The organism is Reyranella sp. (assembly GCF_030651995.1).
Taxonomy (GTDB): domain Bacteria; phylum Pseudomonadota; class Alphaproteobacteria; order Reyranellales; family Reyranellaceae; genus Reyranella.
The window spans coordinates 73682-93376 of sequence record NZ_JAUSBN010000005.1 but is presented as its reverse complement, the minus strand read 5'-3'; the positions used below and the strand labels follow the sequence as shown (position 1 = coordinate 93376).

The window sequence follows — 19695 nt, the reverse complement described above, 5'->3', positions numbered from 1 at the left end:
ATTATGTCGACTTGGACGAGGCGGCACCCGTCAAACGGGTCTAATCTGGCGCCAACAAGAAAAGGCGAGGAAACATGATCGGCAGACGGCAGTTCGGGATGGGGCTGGGCGCGGCGGCCTTCGCGGCACCGGCGATCGTGCAGGCGCAGAAGTATCCCGCCGGTCGGGTGACCATGGTCGTGCCGTTTCCGGCCGGCGCGGCGACCGACATCAGCGCCCGCATCTACGCCGAGCGTCTCTCGGCGCTGTGGGGCCAGCCCGTCGTGATCGACAACAAGGGCGGCGGGAATGGAATTCCAGCGGCCGAATCGGTCGCGCGCGCCAGGCCGGACGGGCTGACGCTCTTCGCCACCTCGGCCATGACTCAGGTCGTCAATCCGGCGATATATGACAAGCTGCCGTACGACCCGATCGCCGACTTCGCGCCGATCTCGCGCATGGGCACCTCGCCCTTCGTGCTGCTGGTCGACAGGAACAGCCCGATCAACTCGGCGGCCGAACTGACGGCGAAGCTGAAGGCGGAACCCGGCAAGCACAACTACGGCGCGGGGGCTTTGCCGGCCCGCGTGGCCTCCGAACTCTACAAGATGGCGGCGGGCGTCGACGCGGTCTATGTCGGCTACAAGAGCAACCCGCAGGCCATCCCCGACGTCCAGAGCGGTCTGCTCACCTTCATGATGATCGACACGGTCAACGCCAAGATCGCGATGGACCGCGGCGCGCTGAAGGGATTGTTCGTCACCGACCGCGAACGCTATGCCGCCGTGCCCGACATGCCGACGGCCGCCGAAGCGGGGCTACCCGAGGTTCTGCTGACGACTTGGACGGGCTTCTATGCGCCCAAGGGAACGCCGGCGGAGATCGTCGATCGCATCAACGCCGATCTCTACACCGTGGCGGCGATGCCGGAAGTCGTCGAGCGCCTCGCGGCGCTGGGCGGCACGCCGAAGCTCATGCGTCCGGCCGAGTTCGCGGCCTTCGCCAGCGCCGAGAAAGAGCGCTGGGGGCAGATCATCCGTCGCGCCAACATCAAGGTTGAGTAGGAGAGACCCATGACAGGATCCTTGAACGCCAATGCCGGGCCGCGCTACCGGCACACTGCCGACGAGAGCGCGCCGTACGAGACCATCACCCTCGACAAGCTGACGCCGATCCTCGGCGCGGAGATCAGCGGGATCGACCTCAGCCAGCCGCTGTCCAACCGACAGCAGGACGAGATCCATCGAGCGCTGGCGGAGAACCTGGTCATCTTCTTCCGCGACCAGCACATCAGCCAGGATCAGCACCTGGCCTTCGGCCGGCTGTTCGGCGACCTGCACACCCATCCCGCGGCGCCGAGCGAACCCGGTAAGCCGGAACTGATGATCATCCATGCCGACAAGGACTCGCCGCGTGCCAACGGCGAAGGCTGGCACACCGATGTGAGCTGCGATCTCGAGCCGCCGATGGGCAGTATCCTCTACATCAAGACGTGCCCGCCCAAGGGCGGCGACACGCTGTTCGCCAGCATGTACGCCGCCTACGAGGCGCTGTCGGATCGCATGAAGACCTATCTCGACGGGCTGACCGCCGTCCATGACGGCGAATCGGTCTATCGCGGCCTCTACAAGAACTTCAACGTGGCCGACAAGCCGGAGTATCCGCGCGCCATCCACCCGGTGGTGCGGACCCATCCCGTGACGGGCAAGAAGGGCCTGTACGTCAATCGCGGCTTCACCCGCTCGCTGGTCGGCCTGCCGCGTGACGAGAGCGACGCGATCCTGCGGTACCTCTACGAACACATGGAAAACCCGCTGTTCCAGTGCCGCTTCCGCTGGCAGGAGAATTCCATCGCCTTCTGGGACAATCGCTGCGTCCAGCATCGCGCGATGTGGGACTACTGGCCGCACACGCGCAGCGGCAACCGGGTCACGGTGGCAGGCGACAAGCCTTACTGATACTCCTCGGGGCGTGCTGGTCATATTCGATTGCGACGGGGTGCTGGTCGACAGCGAACCCGTCGCCAACGCCTGTTTTGCCCGTGCGCTTCAGCGCGAGGGCCTCGACTGGAATGTCGAGGAGACGATGCGCCGCCTGATGGGACGCTCGATGAAATCCTGCGTGGAGATCGTCGAGGGCGAACTCGGCCGCGCCCTGCCGGCCGATTTCGTCGACCGGCTCCAGGCCGACACCCTGCAGGCCTTTCACGACGCGCCGCTCAAGGCCGTCCCCGGGGTCGTCGAAGCCATCGATGCGATCGAGGCGGCGGGCATCGCCACCTGCGTCGCGAGTTCGGGCAGTCTGGACAAGATGCGGGTTACGCTCGGCATCACCGGCCTCTGGTCGCGCTTCGAGGGCCGCATCTTCAGTTCGACCCAGGTGCCCCGCGGCAAGCCGTTCCCGGATCTCTTCCTTCACGCTGCCATTCAAATGAACGAGCAGCCCTTCGACTGCACGGTGGTCGAGGATTCGCTGCCCGGCATTCAGGCGGCCCGTTCCGCGGGCATGCGCGCACTGGCCTATGTCGGGGCGACGCACAGCGACGTCGCGGCGCTGCAGGCGGCGGGCGGCCGGACTTTCGAGTCGATGTCGTCGCTGCCGATGCTGGCATGGGCCGGACGGTGAGCCGGACCGGCTCCTGGTCGATGGGAGCGGGCAACGGGGAGCGCATCGTCGTGGTCGGCGCCGGTATGGCGGGCCTGGTCGCGGCAAGGCTGCTGCACGATTCGGGCTTTATCGTCACCGTGCTCGAAGCGCGTCAACGTATCGGGGGCCGGACCTGGACGGACGATCGCGTCGGGGCGCCGGTCGATCTCGGTGGCTCCTGGGTGCACGGGGTCGACGGCAATCCACTCACCCTCTGGTGCGAGAAGCTCGGCATCGACCTGGTCGAGTCGCAGGGCGAGCGGCTGCTGATCGACAAGCGGGCGACCTCGCCGACGCGGGAGGGCCAGCGCCGCCGCGCAGTGCTGGGACGGCTCGCCTTCAAGGCGGCGATCGAGTGGGCGGGTTGGAAGAGCAAGGCGCTGACCCGCGTCCGCGGGCCGCGATCGATCTCGGTGCGCGAGGCGGTCGAGCCGCTGCTGACTACCTCCTGGCTGCCCGAGATCGACCGGCTGGTGGTGGCGACCTTCGTCGAGATGAGCGAGGGCGTGCAGAGCGCGCCCTGGGACGCGGTCGCGGCAGAGGAGTGGTTCCCCACCGAAGGCCTCGAACGCAATGCTCAGCCCCGGGGCGGCTACCGGTCCCTGATCGACGACGTGGCGCACGGGTTCCACATCCGCCAGGGCGCGGCGGTCGAGCGGGTCGTTTGGACGGGCGAGGGGGTCACGGCGATCCTGCAGGGCGGCGAGCGCATCGTGGCGGATCGTGCGGTGATCGCTGTGCCGGTCGGGCTGCTGCGCGCCGGCCTGCCGGCGCTCGATCCCGCTCCGCCGGACCTTCAACGGACGGCGATCGGCCGGATCGGCTACGGGGCAGGCATCCTCGGCAAGATCTACCTGCGCTTCCCCCATCGATTCTGGCCGGACTCGCCCAAATGGTTCGGGCGGCTTCCCGATTCGCCGGTGCGACGTGGCGGCTTCAACACCTGGGTCAGTCACCAGCAGGAGACCGGCCTGCCGATCCTGCTCAGTTTCTGCAACGGCCACACCGCGATTTATCTCGACCGCGAGGCCAGCGACCGGGAGGTGATCGACGTCGCCATGAAGTCACTGCGCGCGATGTTCGGCGACGACATTCCCGAGCCCGAGGCGATGGTCTTCCCGCGCTGGCTGAGCGATCCGTGGTCGCGCGGCGGCTATTCGTATCCGGGAGTCGGCAGCGACCCCGACGATTGCACCGAACATGCGCGACCGCTCGGAAATCGCGTGTTCTTCGCCGGCGAGGCGACCGAGCCGGTCGAGTATGGCACCGTACATGCGGCGCTGTGGTCGGCCGAACAGACGGCCGAGACGATCTTCCGCCTCGCGACCGGCACGGCAGCCGCGCGCGTCGCGCGACCCTGGGCGGGGGCCCGTACTGGCGCGGGCCGGCACAATGCGGGATAAAAGCCCATGACTCTCGCCAATGTGCTTTTCGTCCTCGTGCTGGTGTCTGCGTTCGCGACGCTCGGCACGTTGTTCGCCGGTCTGATCAACATGAGTCGCAACCAGGACGGCAACATTGAGGGCAGCCGTCGCAGCAACCGCATGATGTGGTGGCGCGTGCGCCTGCAGCTCCTCACCGTCTTCCTGATCCTTCTTTGGTACTTCGCGAGCAGGAGCTAGCCCATGGCCGTCACCCTCAACCGCATCTACACGCGCGGCGGCGACACCGGCATGACGTCGCTCGGCCGTGGCGAGCGCGTTGCCAAGCACGACATCCGCGTCGAAGCCTATGGGACGACCGACGAGGCCAATTCGGTGATCGGCCTGGCACGCAGCGCCATCGCGCGCGCCGGCGGCGGCGATCCCCGCCTGGCTGAAGCCGATGCGATGCTGGCCCGAATCCAGAACGACCTGTTCGACCTCGGTGCCGATCTCTGCACGCCCGAAGGCAAGACGAAGCGCGACGAGCAGGCGCTGCGCATCGTGGCCTCGCAAGTCGAACGCCTCGAACACGAAATCGATGCGATGAACGCCGAGTTGCAGCCGCTCAAGTCCTTCATCCTGCCGGGTGGCAGCGAAACCGCCTCGTGGCTGCATCTCGCCCGGACGGTAGCGCGGCGCGCCGAGCGCTGCATGACGCATCTGGCGGCCGAGCAGGAGATCAACCCGGAGGCGATCAAGTACATCAATCGCCTGTCCGATCACCTGTTCGTGTTGGGCCGGCGGCTCAACGACAATGGCACGGCAGATGTGCTGTGGGTGCCGGGCGGCGCGCGCTAACCGGCAAGCTGTTGAAAAACTGGGAAAAAAGCTTCCACCCTGCGGTCTTGTGCAGTGCGCCATAGCCTTGACATGATCGGCTCAACACCCCTACACGAAAACCCCTTCGCCGGACGGGTCAGTCCGGCCGCAACTCACCGATAGGCGCAACGCGATGAAAGTGCTGGTCGCGGTCAAGCGGGTCATCGACTACAACGTCAAGATCCGCGTCAAGGCCGACAACACGGGTGTCGAGACGGCTAACGTCAAGATGTCCATGAATCCCTTCGATGAGATCGCCGTGGAAGAGGCGATCCGCATGAAAGAGAAGGGCGCTGCGACCGAAGTCATCGCCTTCTCCGCCGGACCGGCCCAGTGTCAGGAGACGATCCGCACGGCGCTCGCCATGGGTGCCGACCGCGGCATCCTGGTGCAGAGTGACGCCGAGCTCCAGCCGCTGGCCGTCGCCAAGCTGCTGAAGGCCGTGGTCGACAAGGAACAGCCCGGCCTCGTGATCGTCGGCAAGCAGGCGATCGACGACGACTCCAACCAGACCGGCCAGATGCTGGCCGCGCTGCTCGGCTGGTCGGTCGGCACCTTCGCGAACAAGCTGAACGTCGCCGACGGCACGGTCGAGGTGAAGCGCGAGGTCGACGGCGGCCTCGAGAACATCAAGATCAAGATGCCGGCGGTGATCACCACCGACCTGCGCCTGAACGAGCCGCGCTACGCCTCGCTCCCCAACATCATGAAGGCGAAGAAGAAGCCGATTGAGACGCTGGCGCCGGACGCGCTGGGCGTCGACGTCGCGCCGCGCCTGAAGACGCTGAAGGTCGAGGAGCCGCCCAAGCGCAAGTCGGGCATCAAGGTGAAGACCGTCGCGGAGCTGGTCGAGAAGCTGCGCAACGAAGCGGGAGTGATCTGAGATGGCCGTCCTCGTTGTCGCCGCGCATGACGGCAAGACCGTTCGCGCCAATGTCGCCAACGCCGTAGCCGCCGCGGCCCAGATGGGTCCCGAGGTCCATGTGCTGGTGGCCGGCAGCAATGCCGGCGAGGCTGCCCAGTCGGCGGCCGCGATCCAGGGTGTCGCCAAGGTGCTGCAGGCCGAGGATGCGGCCTACGCCAACTGGCTGGCCGAGGACATCGCGCCGCTCGTCGTCAAGCTGGCCCCGAACTACAGCCACGTCGTGATGGCCGCCGACTCGGTCGGCAAGAACATCGCCCCGCGCGTCGCGGCGATGCTCGATGTCGCGCAGGTCTCCGAGGCGATCCAGGTCGTCTCGCCGGACACCTTCGTGCGCCCGATCTATGCCGGCAACGCGATGGCCACCGTGCAGAGCGCCGACAAGATCAAGATCGTCACCGTGCGGCCGACCAACTTCAAGGCGGCGGTCGGCGGCGGTTCGGCCGCGATCGAGCAGATCGAGGGCACGGGCAGCGCGGGCCTTTCGTCCTTCGCCGGCGCCGAGCTCTCCAAGAGCGAGCGTCCCGAACTGACCAGTGCCAAGATCGTCGTCAGCGGCGGTCGCGGCCTGCAGAGCGGCGAGAACTTCAAGATGCTCGAGACCCTGGCCGACAAGCTCGGCGCCGGTCTCGGCGCCAGCCGCGCCGCGGTCGATGCGGGCTACGTGCCGAACGACTACCAGGTCGGCCAGACCGGCAAGGTGGTTGCGCCCGACCTCTACATCGCCATCGGCATCTCCGGTGCCATCCAGCATCTCGCGGGCATGAAGGACAGCAAGACGATCGTGGCGATCAACAAGGACGAGGAGGCCCCCATCTTCCAGGTGGCCGACTACGGACTCGTGGGCGATCTGTTCCAGCTCGTTCCCGAGCTCACTGCCGCGATCGAGAAAAAGTAAAGTAACCCGAGGGTACCCATCATGATCAAGCGCATCGGTGTCATCGGTGCCGGCCAGATGGGCAGCGGCATCGCCCATGTCTGTGCGTTGAAGGGCTTCGACATCCGACTCGCGGATGTCGACCAGGCCCATCTCGACAAGGGCGTCGACGCGATCTCTCGGAACATGGACCGGCAGATCGGCCGCGGCATGATCCGACCGGAGGACAAGGATTCGGCGCTCAACCGAATCACCACGTCCACCGACTACAAGGCGTTCGCCGACTGCGATCTGATCGTCGAGGCGGCGACCGAGAACGAGGCCGTGAAGCGCGAGATCTTCAAGAAGGTCTGCGAGGGCCTGCCGGCCAACGTCCTGCTCGCCACCAACACCTCGTCGATCTCGGTGACGAGGCTTGCCGCCGTCACCGACCGGCCCGGCAAGTTCATGGGCATGCACTTCATGAACCCGGTGCCGCTGATGGGGCTGGTCGAGCTGATCCGCGGCATCGCCACGGAGGAGGAGACCTTCCGCACGGTGCGCGAGGTCGTCGTCAAGCTCGACAAGAAGCCGGTCAATGCCGAGGACTTCCCGGCCTTCATCGTGAACCGCATCCTGCTGCCGATGATCAACGAGGCGGTCTATGCGCTCTACGAGGGCGTCGGCAACGTCGAGGCGATCGACACCGGCATGAAGCTCGGTGCCAACCATCCGATGGGCCCGCTCGAACTGGCCGACTTCATCGGCCTCGATACCTGCCTGTCCGTGATGCAGGTGCTGCACGAGGGTCTGGCCGATTCGAAGTACCGGCCGTGCCCGCTGCTCGTGAAGTATGTCGAGGCCGGCTGGATCGGGCGCAAGGTCAAGCGCGGCTTCTACGACTACTCCGGCGAGCGCCCGGTTCCGACCCGCTAGGGAAGGCGGGCGGCGCCGATGCGTATCGCCGTCCTGCATTTTGCCCACGAGACGGTGACGTTCCTTCCGAACGACACGACGCTCGCCGATTTCACCTACCCCGGCTCACCCGCCAGCGGCGAAAAGCTGCTGGCGCACGATCCCAGGTCCTACATGGGCGGGTTCGTGAAAGTGGCGCGCGAGTATGACGGTGTCGAACTGGTCGGCATCGAATCGCCGCTCTGGCCGCGCACCGGCACCGGTTCGGGCTGGATCACCCAGGAAGCCTACGAGACTTTCCTCGGCCGGATGGTCGCCGGCCTGAAGGAGCAGCGGCCGTTCGACGGCGTCTATCTCAGCCTGCATGGGGCGATGGGTGTGCGCGGCGTGGCGCGACCGGAGGCCGACATCGCCCGACGCGTCCGCGAGGTGGTCGGGCGCAAGGCCTTCATCGTCGGCACCTTCGATCCGCACGGCAACGAGGACGCCGAGTTCCTGGCCCAGGCCGACATGGCCTTCACGGTCAAATACTTCCCGCACTACGACAGCCACCTGCAGGGCCAGCGCGCGGCGCGCATGCTGGTGCGCGCCATCCGCGGCGACTACGTCCCGGAGACGGTGACGGTCAAGGTGCCGATCATCACGCCGACCGTCCTGCAATGGACCGGCGCCTCGCCGTGGATGGACCTGGTGCAGCGCGCCCTGGTCTGGGAGGCGCGCGAGCCGGATGTCTACCTGAACGTCTTCTTCGGCTTTCCCTTCGCCGACGTGCCGGATGTCGGCCTGACCTTCCAGGTGATGACCAACGGCGATGCCGCGCTGGCCCAGAAGGTCGCCGACGACATGTCGTCCTGGGCCTGGCGTCGACGTAAGGAACTGCTCGACACTGCGAAGGTCCATCCGATCCCCGAGGGCGTCCGGCTCGCCAAGGAAGCCATGGCACGCGGCGAGACTCCGGTCGTGCTGGCCGACCACAGCGACCGGTCGGGCTATGCGACCTGGATTCTCAGGGAAGTGATCGCGCAGGATCTGTCCGATGTGCTGATCGCCACCATCGCCGATGCCAAGGTTATCGATGAGTTGAAGGCCGAAGGCGTGAAAGTGGACGACCCGTTCGACCGGGAGATCGGCGGCCTCGCCGACGAATCCGCCGGGCAGCCGGTCCGCGTCACCGGTACGGTGATCGGCGCGCACGAAGCCCACGGCACCCTGTGGGTGAGCGTCGCCTTCGGCCGCGGCAACGTCGTGCTGATCAGCCGCTATCTCACGCAGATCGTCGAGCCGTCGGAGCTCGCGGGCCCGGCCTTCGATCTCGCGCGGTTCAAGGCGATCGCCATCAAGTCGCGCGTGCACTTCCGCCGCGGCTTCGACGATAGCGGCTTCGCCAGGACGATCCTGCTGGTTGAGCCGGTCGAGCCCTTCCTCGGCACGGTGCGGCTCGACGGACTGCCCTATCGCAACGTCGATCTGAAGAACTTCTATCCCTACGGCGACGTAGATTTCCCGCAAGCGAGACGTCCATGACCAGCCCGCTCTTCCGACCCTTCTCGACCAAGTCGCTGTCGCTGCCGAACCGTGTGGTGATGGCGCCGATGACGCGCTCCAAGAGCCCCAACAGCATCCCAGGCACCGACGTCGCGGCCTATTATCGCCGCCGGGCCGAAGGCGGTGTCGGGCTGATCGTCACCGAGGGCACCACGGTCGATCGGCCGGCCGCTTCCAACGACACCAACGTGCCCGATTTCCATTCGCCGGCCAGTCTCGCGGGCTGGCGGCGCGTGGTCGAGGAAGTGCACGCTGCCGGCGGCAAGATCGCGCCGCAGCTCTGGCACCAGGGCATGATGCGCAAGACCGGCACCGGCCATCATCCCGAGGCGCCGTCCGATGGTCCGTCCGGCCTGTCCGCGTCCGGCAAGCAGGTCGGTCCGGCGATGAGCGAGGCCGACATCGCCGACACGATCGACGCCTTCGCCCGTGCCGCCGGTGTCGCGAAGGAAATCGGGTTCGATGCCGTCGAGATCCACGGCGCCCACGGCTACCTGATCGACCAGTTCTTCTGGGAGGGCGCGAACAAGCGCGGCGACGGGTGGGGCGGCGACTTCGTCCAGCGCACGCGCTTTGCCGCCGAGATCGTGAAGGCGATCCGGGCGCGGGTGGGCGAGGCCTATCCCATCATCTTCAGATTCTCGCAGTGGAAGCAGCAGGACTTCACGGCGAGACTGGCGCTGACGCCTGACGAGCTGGCGCGTTTCCTCGAGCCGCTGACCGCTGCCGGCACCGACATCTTCCACTGCTCGACGCGCCGCTTCTGGGAGCCCGAATTCGAGGGCTCGACGCTCAACCTCGCGGGCTGGACCAAGAAGCTCACCGGCAAGCCCACGATCACCGTGGGTTCGGTCGGCCTCAAGGGCGCGGACTTCGTGCAGACGTTCCGGACGCGCGAGGATTCCGAAATCGGCGATCTGGGCGAGCTGGAAGCCCGGCTGGAGCGCGAGGAGTTCGATCTCGTGGCAGTCGGTCGCGCCTTGCTGGCCGATCCGCAATGGGCAACCAAGGTGCGCGAGGGACGCTTCGCCGACCTGGCACCATTCTCGGCTTCATCGCTGGCGACACTCGCGTAAAATGTCGCTCCCAAAAGGGAGTCGTTGCATGCGCCCGTACTTCAAGCCTTTCGTCGCGGTGGCCGTCCTCGCCAGCCTGGCGCTGCCCTTCGCCCCGGCCGAGGCGCAATGGGTATTTGTCGCCCGCAAGGCACTGGGACGCATCCACCAGATGACCGAAGGCGGCCAGCCGGACGGTCGTCCCGGCTACGATTTCGCGACAGTCCTGCTCGATGCCCATGCCGACAAGATCTTCTCGACCGCGCTCGATCTCGCGCGGAAGAATCCCTCGGTCCGCATCCTGATGCAGGATCCCGGGGCACTTCGCATCCAGATCGCCGAGGGCGACCGCACCGCCACGCTCAACGTGGTGCCCTTCAACGACGACGTCTCGCAGCTCCTGATCGCCGGCCATGCCGGCCCGGGCGAAGGCTCGACCTCTTCGATGGTGGTGCAGGCGGTGCTGCGGGTCTGCAAGGAAATGGGCAAGCACTGCGAAGTCAGTAACTGATCGCAGGACCTCCACGACCTCATCCTGATCAGGGTGAGGGGTTTTTTAGGCCTGCCAGTCGAGGCCGATGTCGAGGACGCTGGCGCTGTGCGTCAGCCAGCCGGCTGAGATCAGGTCGACGCCGCTGGCCGCGATGGCCGGCGCCGTCTGCGGTGTGATGCGGCCGGAAGCCTCGGCGAGCGCGCGTCCGTCGATCATGCGGACCGCGGTGGCGAGCTGGTCGGGCGTCATGTTGTCGAGCAGGACCGCGTCGACGCCGGTCGCCAGCGCTTCCTCGAGCTGATCCAGCGTATCGACCTCGACTTCGATCTTCACGAGATGGCCGACGCCGCGGCGGGCGGCGAGGATCGCCGGCCGGATGCCGCCCGCCACGGCGACATGGTTGTCCTTGATGAGAACGCCATCGTCTAGGCCAAAGCGGTGGTTCATGCCGCCGCCCACGCGCACGGCGTACTTCTGCAGGGCCCGCAGGCCCGGCATCGTCTTGCGCGTGCAGCAGATGTGCGCCTTGTGGCCGCGCACGGCCTCGACCAGCATGGCGGCGCCACTGGCCACGCCGCTGAGATGCCCGAGGAAGTTCAGCGCGACCCGCTCGGCGGTCAGCATGCCCCGCGCCGGTCCGGCGATCGTGGCGATGCGGTCGCCGGGCGCGAGCGGCGTGCCGTCGGGCCGCTCGATGGCGATCACGATCGACGGGTCGACCAGGCGGAACGCCATCGACGCCGCGCCGAGCCCTGCAACGACGCCGCGCTGGCGCGCGACCAGGGCTGTTCTTGCCCGTGCCGTCGCCGGCACGATCGCGTCGGTGGTGAGGTCGCCGGCGCGGCCGAGATCCTCCAGGAGGGCGGCGCGCACGACCGGTTCGACCATGAGATCGGGAAGGGCGGGAATCATCAGCGGAGCCTCAGATTTCCAGCATGCGTTCGACGGCGCGGCGCGCCGGCGCCGCCACCGCGGGATCGATCGTCACCTCGTGTTGCATGGTCTCGAGCGTCCGGCGGATCTTCGGCAGGGTGATCTGCTTCATGTGCGGGCAGAGGTTGCACGGCCGGATGAACTCGATCTCGGGATGCTGGACGGCGACGTTGTCGCTCATCGAGCATTCGGTCACGAGCACGACCCGCGCCGGTCGCTTGGCATCGACATAGTCGATCATCGCCGCCGTCGAGCCGGTGAAATCGGATTCTCCCACCACCTCGGGCGGGCATTCGGGATGGGCCAGCACCACGAGGCCGGGATGGCCGGCACGAAGCTGGCGGATGTCCTGTGCCGTGAAGCGCTCGTGCACCTCGCAATGGCCGGCCCAGGTGACGATCTCGACGCCGGTTTCGGCGGCGATGTTCTGCGCCAGGTACTCGTCGGGCAGCATGATGACCTTCGGCACGCCGAGGCTCTCGACGATCTTCTTTGCGTTGCCGGAGGTGCAGCAGATGTCGCTCTCGGCCTTCACGGTGGCCGACGTGTTCACATAGGTGACGACGGGCACGCCGGGATAGCGCTGGCGCAGCAGGCGGACGTCGGCGGCGGTGATCGAGGCGGCGAGCGAGCAGCCGGCGCCGGGGTCGGGGATCAGCACCCGCTTGGCCGGGTTCAGGAGCTTGGCGGTCTCGGCCATGAAGTGGACGCCGGCCAGGACGATCACCCCGGCATCGACCTTCATGGCCTCGCGGGCCAGCGCCAGGCTGTCGCCGACGATGTCGGCCACGCAATGGAAGATCTCGGGCGTCTGGTAGTTGTGCGCGAGGATCACGGCATCCCGCTCGCGCTTGAGCGCCAGGATGGCGTCGATGTCCTCGGCGAAGGCCGGCCATTCGATCGACGGGATGACGCTCTTCACGCGATCATAGAGCGGGGCCGTGCGGGCCATCAGGCCGGGCGAAGCTGAAAGCGACATCTTACACCTCGTATATGCTCATATCGAGTATTAATGATTTATACTAAGAATGAGCATTACAGCGGTCAAGCTTTCAAATGGGGCGGGAGAGGGGGAGCTTGCTGCCCAGCACGGCGCGTTCGAGGACGACCTCGCGGCGGAAGCGGAACAGCTTTGCCGGACGCCCGCGCGCTTCTGCGCTGGAAGCGCCCGTCGGCTCGACCAGCCCCTGCGCGTCGATCAGCCGGCGGAAGTTCTGCTTGTGCATGGGCCGGCCGGCCAGCGCCTCGACGGTGCGCTGGAGCTGCAGCAGCGTGAATTCGGGCGGCATCAGCTCGAAGAAGACCGGTCGGTATTTGATCTTGGCCCGCAGCCGCGCGATGCCGGTCGCGAGGATCCGGCGATGGTCGTGGCGCATGGGCATCCCCGGCACGGGATCGGCCGCCGGCTGTTTCGCCTCGGGCACCAGGCCGGCCTCGTAGAGCAGCTCGTAGCGCTGCAGGACAAGATCCTCGTTCCAGCTCTCAGCGCCGTCGCCGAAGCTCACCTCGACCCGCTGCCGCCGTTCATGGCGGCTCGCCGCGTCGCCGCCGGCCTCTGCCCATGTCGCGAGTTTCGGCAGGATGGTTTGGGCGATCAGCGGCGAGGGGCCAGTCCGCCAGTCCTCCCAAGGGAAATATCGATACCAGCTCCGCCATTCCGGATCGCGTGCGCCGGCCGACAGGCGCTCGCGGGTCAGGCCGAGATAGCTGATCGACACGACGCGCTGGCGCCCGTCGGAGCCTGGACGGTTGCGGTCGGCGAAGGTGTAGAGCTGCTCGACATAGCCCAGCGGATGATTTGTCTGCCGCTCGACCCAGGCGCGCAGGCCGCTCTGAAGGGTCGGATGCTCGGTGGCGAAGGGTCCCGACGGCAGGAGCGTGCCGTCTTCCAGGGTGAGCACCAGCGGCTGGTTCGCCGTCAGGGCGACCAGCACCGCATTGAGTTCGATGGCTACGGCGTCGGAGGGCGCGGGAGGCGGCGTCATGTCGGCCGCATTATGCACGAAGGCAGCGCGACCGGGCGTCCCTTCAGCCCTTGGCCTTGCCCATCGCTGCCTTCATCAGGGCGATCGATTCGGGCATGTCCCAGTCGGCGTCGCCCTCGATGCGGCCGAGCTCGCGACCCTGGGCATCGACCAGGATCGAGGTCGGCAGCAGGGTGACGTCGAGACCCTGCATGGTCTTGCGCCCCTTGTCGAAATAGATGCCGAGATTGGCGAGCTTCTGGTCCTTGTAGAAGGGCGCGACCTTCGGCTTGGTCGGGCCATCGATGGACAGCGGCACGATCAGGAATTTGTCCTTCGGGAACGCGGCCTGCAGCCGGTCGAGGCTCGGCATTTCCTTCACGCAGGGGGTGCACCAGGTTGCCCAGAAGTTCAGCAGAACGACCTTGCCCTTGAAGTCGCTGAGCTTCAGCGGCTTGTCATCGGCGTTCTGGATCTCGAGGTCCGGCAGGGCCTTCGGTGTCTTCGCCAGCTTGAATCGCTCCATGGCGCCCTTGGCCATGTCCGGTTTCACGCCCGCCAGGCTCGGTGTGGCTGTGGCGGGGAGCGCGACCGCCGCCAGAGCGCCGCAAAGAATGTAGCGCCGGCCAAGGAGGAAATTGGGGACAGGATGTGCCATAAGCCGCGTTCCTAAAAGCATATATGGCTGAATTCATGGCACGGAAGAACACGACTGCGCGAGCGGCCAAGAGTGGCTCCAATCGTCGCTCCAACACGATGTGGGGCGGCCGCTACAAGCTCGGTCCCGCGGAAATCATGGAGAAGATCAACGCCTCCATCGGTTTCGACCGGCGGCTCTACGCGCAGGACATCGCCGGCTCCGTGGCGCACTGTGACATGTTGGTGGCCCAGGGAATCCTGACGGCCAAGGACGGCCGCGACATCAAGCGCGGGCTGGCCCAGGTCAAGGCCGAGATCGAGAGCGGCAAGTTCAAGTTCTCGACCAAGCTCGAGGACATCCATTTCAACGTCGAGCAGCGGCTCACCGACATCATCGGTCCGGCCGGCGGGCGCCTGCACACCGCGCGCTCGCGCAACGACCAGATCGCCCTCGATGTCCGCCTCTGGGTGCGCGACACGATCGACAAGGTCGAGGCGATGTTGCAGGACCTGCAGGCCGCGCTGATCGATCGTGCCGACGAGTATTCCTCGACCATCATGCCGGGCTTCACCCACCTGCAGACGGCCCAGCCCATCACCTTCGGCCATCACCTGATGGCCTATGTCGAGATGTTCGGTCGCGACCGCAGCCGCTTCGCCGACTGCCGCGCGCGTCTCAATGAATCGCCGCTGGGCGCCGCGGCCCTGGCGGGCTCGCCGCATCCGATCGATCCGCGCAAGACGGCGAAGGCGCTGGGCTTCGATCGTCCGATGGCCAATTCGCTCGACGCCGTGTCCGACCGCGACTACGTCATCGAGTTCATCTCGGCGGCCTCGACGACCGCCGTGCACCTGTCGCGCCTCTCCGAGGAAATCGTGATCTGGTGCTCCGCGCCTTTCCGCTTCATCGCGCTGTCGGATGCCTTCACGACCGGCAGCTCGATCATGCCGCAGAAGCGCAACCCCGATGCCGCCGAGCTGACGCGCGCCAAGGTCGGCCGCATCGTCGGCGCCTTCGTGGCGCTCTGCACGATCCTGAAGGGCCTGCCGCTGACCTACGGCAAGGACATGCAGGAGGACAAGGAGCCGCTGTTCGACGCTGCGGATTCGCTGGAGCTCGGCATCGCGGCGATGACCGGCATGATCCGCGACCTAAAGGCCAGTCCGGAGCGCATGCGCGCCGTGGCCTCAGCCGACTATTCCGTGGCGACCGATCTCGCCGACTGGCTGGTGCGCAAGGTCGGCCTGCCGTTCCGTCAGGCCCATCACGTCACCGGACGCCTGGTCGGCATCGCTGCGGACAAGGGGATAGACCTCGACAAGCTGTCGCTCGAGGAGATGCAGGCGGTCGAGCCCAAGATCGACCGCAGCGTCTATCGCGTGCTGACCGTCGAGGCCTCGGTCAACGCCCGCAAGAGCCTGGGCGGTACCGCGCCCGCCAATGTCGAGCGTGCCGTGGCCGAAGCGCGGCGTCGCTTCCTGGGCAAGGCCGGGGGACGCTGAGTATGAGCTTCTTCGCTTACAAGGATGGCGAGATGCACGCCGAGGGCGTTGCGCTCGCCACTATCGCGGCCCAGGTCGGCACGCCGTTCTATTGCTACTCCGCGTCGGCGCTGCGCACCGGCTGGAAGGAGTTCGCCGACGCCATCAAGGGGATGAACGCCAGTGTCGCCTACGCGATGAAGGCCAACAGCAACCTGGCCGTCATCCGTCTGTTCGGCGAGATGGGCGCCGGTGCCGACATCGTGTCGGTGGGCGAGATGAAGCGGGCGCTGGCGGCCGGCATTCCGGCAAAGCGCATCATCTATTCCGGCGTCGGCAAGAAGCCGTCGGAGCTGATGGCGGCGCTGGAAGCGGGCGTCGGCCAGATCAACGTCGAGAGTTCGGCCGAACTGGAGACACTGAACGCCGTCGCGGGCCAGCTCGGCCTCAAGGCCGACATCACCATCCGCGTGAATCCCGACGTCGACGCCAGGACGCACGCCAAGATCACGACGGGCCGCAAGGAGAACAAGTTCGGCATCGATATCGACCTGGCGCGCGAGGCATTTGCGCTGGCCGGCCGGCTGCCGAACCTGAATGTCGTGGGCGTGGCCATGCATATCGGCTCGCAGCTCACGTCGCTCACGCCCTATCGCGACGCCATCGTGCGGGTTCGCGAGCTGATCGCGCAGCTTCGCCAGGACGGCCATACGATCGACCGGTTCGATATCGGCGGCGGGCTGGGGATCGTTTATGCCGACGAGAAGCCGCCCTCGATCGCCGAGTTCATGGCCGTCGTGGCGCGCGAGACCGAAGGGCTGGGCTGCGAACTGGCTTTCGAGCCGGGGCGCCGGCTGGTCGGCGAGGCGGGCGTGCTGGTCGGCGAGGTCATCCTCGTGAAGCCCGGCTCCGCCAAGACTTTCGTCATCGTGGATGCGGCGATGAACGACCTCATCCGGCCCACCCTCTATGAGGCTTGGCACGATATCTTGCCGGTGCGCCAGCCACGCCCCGATGCCGCCACGATCCGTTGCGACATTGTCGGTCCCATCTGTGAATCCGGCGACTTCCTTGCGCAGAATCGTGATCTGCCGCCGCTGGCGGCGGGCGACCTCGTGATGGTACGGTCGGCGGGTGCATATGGGGCGGTGATGGCTTCCAGCTACAACAGCCGTCCGCTGGCGCCCGAAGTGATGGTGGATGGCACGAGGTTTGCGGTTACGCGACCGAGGCCCACTGTCGAAGAGATGATCTCCGCCGAGCGGTTCCCGCCCTGGATGGAGCCGAAAAAGGCCTGAACGAAAGGACGTCGATGGACGCCAGCCAGACCACCCCGACGATCCAGGCCCCAGGGCTGGGACGCAAGATCGGTTTGGCGCGGGCGGCTCTGGCATGGGAAGGCCTGTGGCCGCGTTTCGTGCCACTTCTTTCGTTCGTGGCGTTGTTCGTTGCCTCGGCCCATCTCGACCTGTTCGCCGGCTTGGATCCGTGGGTGCATACCGGCATCCTGGCCGCCATCGCGATCGCCTTCGCCGGTCTCGCCTGGTGGCGCCTGCGTGATTTCGCCTGGCCCACGCGGGAAGCGTCGATCCGCCGGCTCGAGCGCGACAGCGACATTCCGCATCGTCCTCTCGTTGCCATGCAGGACCATCTGGCCGCCGGCAATGCCGACCCGATGGCCGTGGCCCTGTGGGAGGCCCATCGCCGCCGCGAGGCCGGGCGCCTCGCCGGCCTGAGCAACCGGCCGGCCCATCCGGGCCTCGCCAGCCTCGATAAATGGGCCCTGCGTTTCGTGCCGCTTCTGGCCCTGGTCGTCGCCATCGCCGTGGCGGGCGGCTGGCGCAGCGACCGCATGGCCGCCGCCGTGACGCCGGCCTTCCCGCCGCCGCCGCCGGTCGTCGCCAACCTTTGGATCGCGCCGCCGGCCTATACCGGCAAGCCGCCGGTCTATCTGGACATGGCCGATCCCGACAAGGTGCTGCGCGTTCCCGCCGGCAGCAAGATCGCGGGCTTCGTCGACGATGTGCGGGGCCGCAAGCCGCCCCAGCTCTCGATCGACGGCAAGGCCACCGAATTCTCGACCGTCAGCAAGGGCAAGTACCAGGTCGAGGAGGTCATCACCGAGGGTAAACAGATCACCCTGCAGGCGCGCGGTGACGAGCAGGCGCGCTGGAAGCTCCACGTCATTCCCGACCTCGCCCCGACCATCGACTTCACCCGCCCGATCGGCGTCGACAAGTGGTCGACCAAGGTCGAGTACCTCGCCGGCGACGATTTCGGCATCACCGGCGTCCAGCTCCAGATGCGCCTGCACGGCAGCGTGCTGGGCGACGATGCGCTCAGCAGCGACGAGGAGCCGGAAGTGCTGCGCATCGACCTGCCGGTCGCAGGCAACGCCAAGAAGATTTCCGACACCTTCGTGCGCGACCTGACCAGCCATCCGTGGGCCGGCCTCAAGGTCACGGTGATGCTTTTCGCCACCGACGCGCTCGGCCAGAAGGGCCGCAGCTCGGTCGAGACCTTCCTGCTGCCCGAGCGGGTGTTCAACGACCCGACGGCGCGCGCCCTGATCGTGCTGCGGAAGGCGCTGACCCGCGATCCCAAGGGCTACCGGATCGATGTCGCCGACGGCATGCGCATGATCCACGGCAATCCGTCGAGCTATCGCGAGGATCCGGTCGTCCAACTCGGCCTGCGGATCGGCTCGGTGCGGCTCGCGCAGAACGACAACAAGGAGACGATCGACGACACGCAGAAACTCCTCTGGGACCTCGCCATGCGCCTCGAGGGCGGCGCCACGTCCGACGCCGAGCGCGCCGTCGAGCAGGCCCGCCAGGAACTGCAGGAGGCCATGCAGCGCCAGGCCGGTGACGAGGAGATCGAGAAGCTGATCCAGCAGCTCTATGACGCCATGGCGCGGTGGCAGCGTGAGCTGGCAGAGAAGATGAAGGATCCCGACGAGCGCCGCCGCATGGAAGAGCAGGCGGAGAAGATGGATCCGAACAACACCATCACCGGCGACGACCTGCAGAAGATGCTCGACAAGATTCGCGAGATGGCGAAGAACGGCCAGCGCGAAGAGGCCAAGCGCATGCTCGAGGAGCTGCGCAAGATGATGGAGAACGCCACCCCGATGATGGCGAACCCCAACGGCCAGCAGCAGCGTCAGCAGCAGGGACAGCGCGGCCAGCAAGGCCAGGGCAACCAGCAGGGCCGCGAGATGATGAACCAGCTCGACCAGCTGTCGCGCCGGCAGAACCAGCTACTGGGCGAGTCCGAGCGCGAAGGCCGCCAGCAGCAGGGCCAGCGCGGTCAGCAGGGACAGCAAGGTCAGCGCGGCCAGCAGGGCCAGCAAGGACAACAGGGCCAGCAGGGCCAGCAGGGCCAGGGCCAACCCGGTCAGGGGCAGGGCCAGTGGGGCGATCAGCAGCGCGGCCAGCAGGAAGGCCTGCGCGGCCGGCTGGGCGACTTCATGAAGAAGCTCGACGAGAATGGCCTGCAGATGCCGGAATCGCTGGGCCGGGCGGAGCGCTCGATGCGCGAGGCCGAGGAGGCGCTCCGTCGCGGCGACCCGCGCGAGGCGTCCCGCGCCCAGCGCCGGGCACTGGACAATCTTCAGCAGGGCATGGGCGACATGGCCGAGCAGCTGCGCCAGCAACGCGGTCCGGGCAACAATCAGGATATCGCCGAGATCGAGGAGCGCGAGAGCCGGAGCGAGGACCGCGACCCGCTGGGCCGCTCCGATGGAAACTATGGCGACGCGATCGACTCCGGCGCCGACCGGGTGCCGCTCGAACTGGAGCGCCAGCGCAGCCGCGAGATCCTCGATGAGCTGCGCCGCCGCGCCGGCGAGCAGCTGCGTCCGAAGGAAGAACTCGACTATATCGATCGGCTGCTGAAGACATATTAGCCTGCACTTCGCAGACGGATCGTGGAACGGGTCGAGTGTTACTCCAGAGACCGGCTTGCTGGCCGAACGGGCCTGCACGCTTCGCGTGGCATGCTCTGCCTGTCTGTATTCGG

Annotated in this window: 19 protein-coding genes; 15 read left to right on the top strand and 4 right to left on the bottom strand. The window is 66.9% G+C overall.

The window, feature by feature from the left end; translation table 11 throughout:
* Positions 1-74 precede the first annotated feature (74 nt).
* The 12 genes from Q7V45_RS01135 (at position 75) to Q7V45_RS01080 (ending at position 10672) form a co-directional block, all read left to right on the top strand.
* Positions 75-1043, top strand: coding sequence for a tripartite tricarboxylate transporter substrate binding protein (locus Q7V45_RS01135; protein WP_304845588.1), 969 nt, complete (start codon positions 75-77; stop codon positions 1041-1043).
* Between the two features lie 9 nt (positions 1044-1052).
* The gene (locus tag Q7V45_RS01130; protein WP_304845585.1) at positions 1053-1937 is read left to right on the top strand and encodes a TauD/TfdA family dioxygenase; all 885 of its coding nucleotides are present in this window, start codon (positions 1053-1055) and stop codon (positions 1935-1937) included.
* 13 nt (positions 1938-1950) lie between these two features.
* On the top strand, positions 1951-2604 hold the full coding sequence (locus Q7V45_RS01125) for an HAD family phosphatase (RefSeq protein ID WP_304845582.1): 654 nt from the start codon (positions 1951-1953) through the stop codon (positions 2602-2604).
* Complete coding sequence (locus tag Q7V45_RS01120; RefSeq protein ID WP_304845579.1) at positions 2589-4028, top strand: NAD(P)/FAD-dependent oxidoreductase; 1440 nt, start codon at positions 2589-2591, stop codon at positions 4026-4028. The genes Q7V45_RS01125 and Q7V45_RS01120 overlap by 16 nt, the downstream gene beginning before the upstream one ends.
* Positions 4029-4034: 6 nt before the next feature.
* Positions 4035-4247, top strand: coding sequence for a twin transmembrane helix small protein (locus Q7V45_RS01115; RefSeq protein ID WP_304845576.1), 213 nt, complete (start codon positions 4035-4037; stop codon positions 4245-4247).
* A 3-nt stretch (positions 4248-4250) separates the two neighbouring features.
* Complete coding sequence (locus Q7V45_RS01110; protein WP_304845573.1) at positions 4251-4847, top strand: cob(I)yrinic acid a,c-diamide adenosyltransferase; 597 nt, start codon at positions 4251-4253, stop codon at positions 4845-4847.
* Positions 4848-5001: 154 nt separating this feature from the next.
* The gene (locus tag Q7V45_RS01105) at positions 5002-5751 is read left to right on the top strand and encodes an electron transfer flavoprotein subunit beta/FixA family protein (protein WP_304845570.1); all 750 of its coding nucleotides are present in this window, start codon (positions 5002-5004) and stop codon (positions 5749-5751) included.
* Position 5752: 1 nt separating this feature from the next.
* Positions 5753-6688, top strand: coding sequence for an electron transfer flavoprotein subunit alpha/FixB family protein (locus Q7V45_RS01100; RefSeq protein ID WP_304845568.1), 936 nt, complete (start codon positions 5753-5755; stop codon positions 6686-6688).
* A gap of 21 nt (positions 6689-6709) precedes the next feature.
* Positions 6710-7582, top strand: a complete 873-nt coding sequence (locus tag Q7V45_RS01095; protein WP_304845566.1) for a 3-hydroxybutyryl-CoA dehydrogenase — start codon at positions 6710-6712, stop codon at positions 7580-7582.
* Positions 7583-7600: 18 nt separating this feature from the next.
* Positions 7601-9085, top strand: a complete 1485-nt coding sequence (locus Q7V45_RS01090) for a M81 family metallopeptidase (RefSeq protein ID WP_304845563.1) — start codon at positions 7601-7603, stop codon at positions 9083-9085.
* Positions 9082-10182 carry an NADH:flavin oxidoreductase gene (locus tag Q7V45_RS01085; protein ID WP_304845560.1) on the top strand — a complete coding sequence of 367 codons (1101 nt, stop codon included), beginning with the start codon at positions 9082-9084 and terminating at the stop codon, positions 10180-10182. Before Q7V45_RS01090 ends, Q7V45_RS01085 begins: the two co-directional genes overlap by 4 nt.
* Before the next feature lie 28 nt (positions 10183-10210).
* On the top strand, positions 10211-10672 hold the full coding sequence (locus Q7V45_RS01080) for a hypothetical protein (RefSeq protein WP_304845557.1): 462 nt from the start codon (positions 10211-10213) through the stop codon (positions 10670-10672).
* Positions 10673-10717: 45 nt separating this feature from the next.
* Here Q7V45_RS01080 and nadC read toward each other — a convergent pair whose 3' ends face one another.
* The 4 genes from nadC to Q7V45_RS01060 form a co-directional block, all read right to left on the bottom strand.
* Positions 10718-11566 carry a carboxylating nicotinate-nucleotide diphosphorylase gene (gene nadC / locus Q7V45_RS01075; protein WP_304845555.1) on the bottom strand — a complete coding sequence of 283 codons (849 nt, stop codon included), beginning with the start codon at positions 11564-11566 and terminating at the stop codon, positions 10718-10720.
* 10 nt (positions 11567-11576) lie between these two features.
* The gene (nadA, locus tag Q7V45_RS01070; protein ID WP_304845552.1) at positions 11577-12566 is read right to left on the bottom strand and encodes a quinolinate synthase NadA; all 990 of its coding nucleotides are present in this window, start codon (positions 12564-12566) and stop codon (positions 11577-11579) included.
* A gap of 73 nt (positions 12567-12639) precedes the next feature.
* Entirely contained in the window at positions 12640-13572 is a 933-nt protein-coding gene (locus Q7V45_RS01065; protein ID WP_304845549.1) for a hypothetical protein, read from the bottom strand.
* Positions 13573-13615: 43 nt separating this feature from the next.
* On the bottom strand, positions 13616-14209 hold the full coding sequence (locus Q7V45_RS01060) for a TlpA disulfide reductase family protein (RefSeq protein WP_304845546.1): 594 nt from the start codon (positions 14207-14209) through the stop codon (positions 13616-13618).
* A 35-nt stretch (positions 14210-14244) separates the two neighbouring features.
* Between Q7V45_RS01060 and argH the strand changes: the two genes are divergently transcribed.
* Genes argH through Q7V45_RS01045 form a run of 3 tightly spaced genes read left to right on the top strand, consistent with a single transcriptional unit; the run spans position 14245 to position 19582 of the window.
* Positions 14245-15693, top strand: coding sequence for an argininosuccinate lyase (argH, locus tag Q7V45_RS01055; RefSeq protein ID WP_304845543.1), 1449 nt, complete (start codon positions 14245-14247; stop codon positions 15691-15693).
* Positions 15694-15695: 2 nt separating this feature from the next.
* Positions 15696-16970, top strand: coding sequence for a diaminopimelate decarboxylase (gene lysA / locus Q7V45_RS01050; RefSeq protein WP_304845540.1), 1275 nt, complete (start codon positions 15696-15698; stop codon positions 16968-16970).
* A 14-nt stretch (positions 16971-16984) separates the two neighbouring features.
* Positions 16985-19582 carry a TIGR02302 family protein gene (locus Q7V45_RS01045; protein WP_304845536.1) on the top strand — a complete coding sequence of 866 codons (2598 nt, stop codon included), beginning with the start codon at positions 16985-16987 and terminating at the stop codon, positions 19580-19582.
* Positions 19583-19695: the final 113 nt, after the last annotated feature.

What these genes read in the sequence shown, in the direction of transcription:
- Q7V45_RS01100 (WP_304845568.1), top strand. Translation starts at nt 5,753, where the DNA reads ATGGCCGTCCTCGTTGTCGCCGCGCATGACGGCAAGACCGTTCGCGCC.
- Q7V45_RS01135 (WP_304845588.1), top strand. Translation starts at nt 75, where the DNA reads ATGATCGGCAGACGGCAGTTCGGGATGGGGCTGGGCGCGGCGGCCTTC.
- Q7V45_RS01085 (WP_304845560.1), top strand. Translation starts at nt 9,082, where the DNA reads ATGACCAGCCCGCTCTTCCGACCCTTCTCGACCAAGTCGCTGTCGCTG.
- Q7V45_RS01080 (WP_304845557.1), top strand. Translation starts at nt 10,211, where the DNA reads ATGCGCCCGTACTTCAAGCCTTTCGTCGCGGTGGCCGTCCTCGCCAGC.
- Q7V45_RS01110 (WP_304845573.1), top strand. Translation starts at nt 4,251, where the DNA reads ATGGCCGTCACCCTCAACCGCATCTACACGCGCGGCGGCGACACCGGC.
- nadA (WP_304845552.1), bottom strand. Translation starts at nt 12,566, where the DNA reads ATGTCGCTTTCAGCTTCGCCCGGCCTGATGGCCCGCACGGCCCCGCTC.
- Q7V45_RS01120 (WP_304845579.1), top strand. Translation starts at nt 2,589, where the DNA reads ATGGGCCGGACGGTGAGCCGGACCGGCTCCTGGTCGATGGGAGCGGGC.
- argH (WP_304845543.1), top strand. Translation starts at nt 14,245, where the DNA reads ATGGCACGGAAGAACACGACTGCGCGAGCGGCCAAGAGTGGCTCCAAT.
- Q7V45_RS01090 (WP_304845563.1), top strand. Translation starts at nt 7,601, where the DNA reads ATGCGTATCGCCGTCCTGCATTTTGCCCACGAGACGGTGACGTTCCTT.
- Q7V45_RS01060 (WP_304845546.1), bottom strand. Translation starts at nt 14,209, where the DNA reads ATGGCACATCCTGTCCCCAATTTCCTCCTTGGCCGGCGCTACATTCTT.
- nadC (WP_304845555.1), bottom strand. Translation starts at nt 11,566, where the DNA reads ATGATTCCCGCCCTTCCCGATCTCATGGTCGAACCGGTCGTGCGCGCC.
- lysA (WP_304845540.1), top strand. Translation starts at nt 15,696, where the DNA reads ATGAGCTTCTTCGCTTACAAGGATGGCGAGATGCACGCCGAGGGCGTT.
- Q7V45_RS01095 (WP_304845566.1), top strand. Translation starts at nt 6,710, where the DNA reads ATGATCAAGCGCATCGGTGTCATCGGTGCCGGCCAGATGGGCAGCGGC.
- Q7V45_RS01105 (WP_304845570.1), top strand. Translation starts at nt 5,002, where the DNA reads ATGAAAGTGCTGGTCGCGGTCAAGCGGGTCATCGACTACAACGTCAAG.
- Q7V45_RS01045 (WP_304845536.1), top strand. Translation starts at nt 16,985, where the DNA reads ATGGACGCCAGCCAGACCACCCCGACGATCCAGGCCCCAGGGCTGGGA.
- Q7V45_RS01065 (WP_304845549.1), bottom strand. Translation starts at nt 13,572, where the DNA reads ATGACGCCGCCTCCCGCGCCCTCCGACGCCGTAGCCATCGAACTCAAT.
- Q7V45_RS01130 (WP_304845585.1), top strand. Translation starts at nt 1,053, where the DNA reads ATGACAGGATCCTTGAACGCCAATGCCGGGCCGCGCTACCGGCACACT.
- Q7V45_RS01115 (WP_304845576.1), top strand. Translation starts at nt 4,035, where the DNA reads ATGACTCTCGCCAATGTGCTTTTCGTCCTCGTGCTGGTGTCTGCGTTC.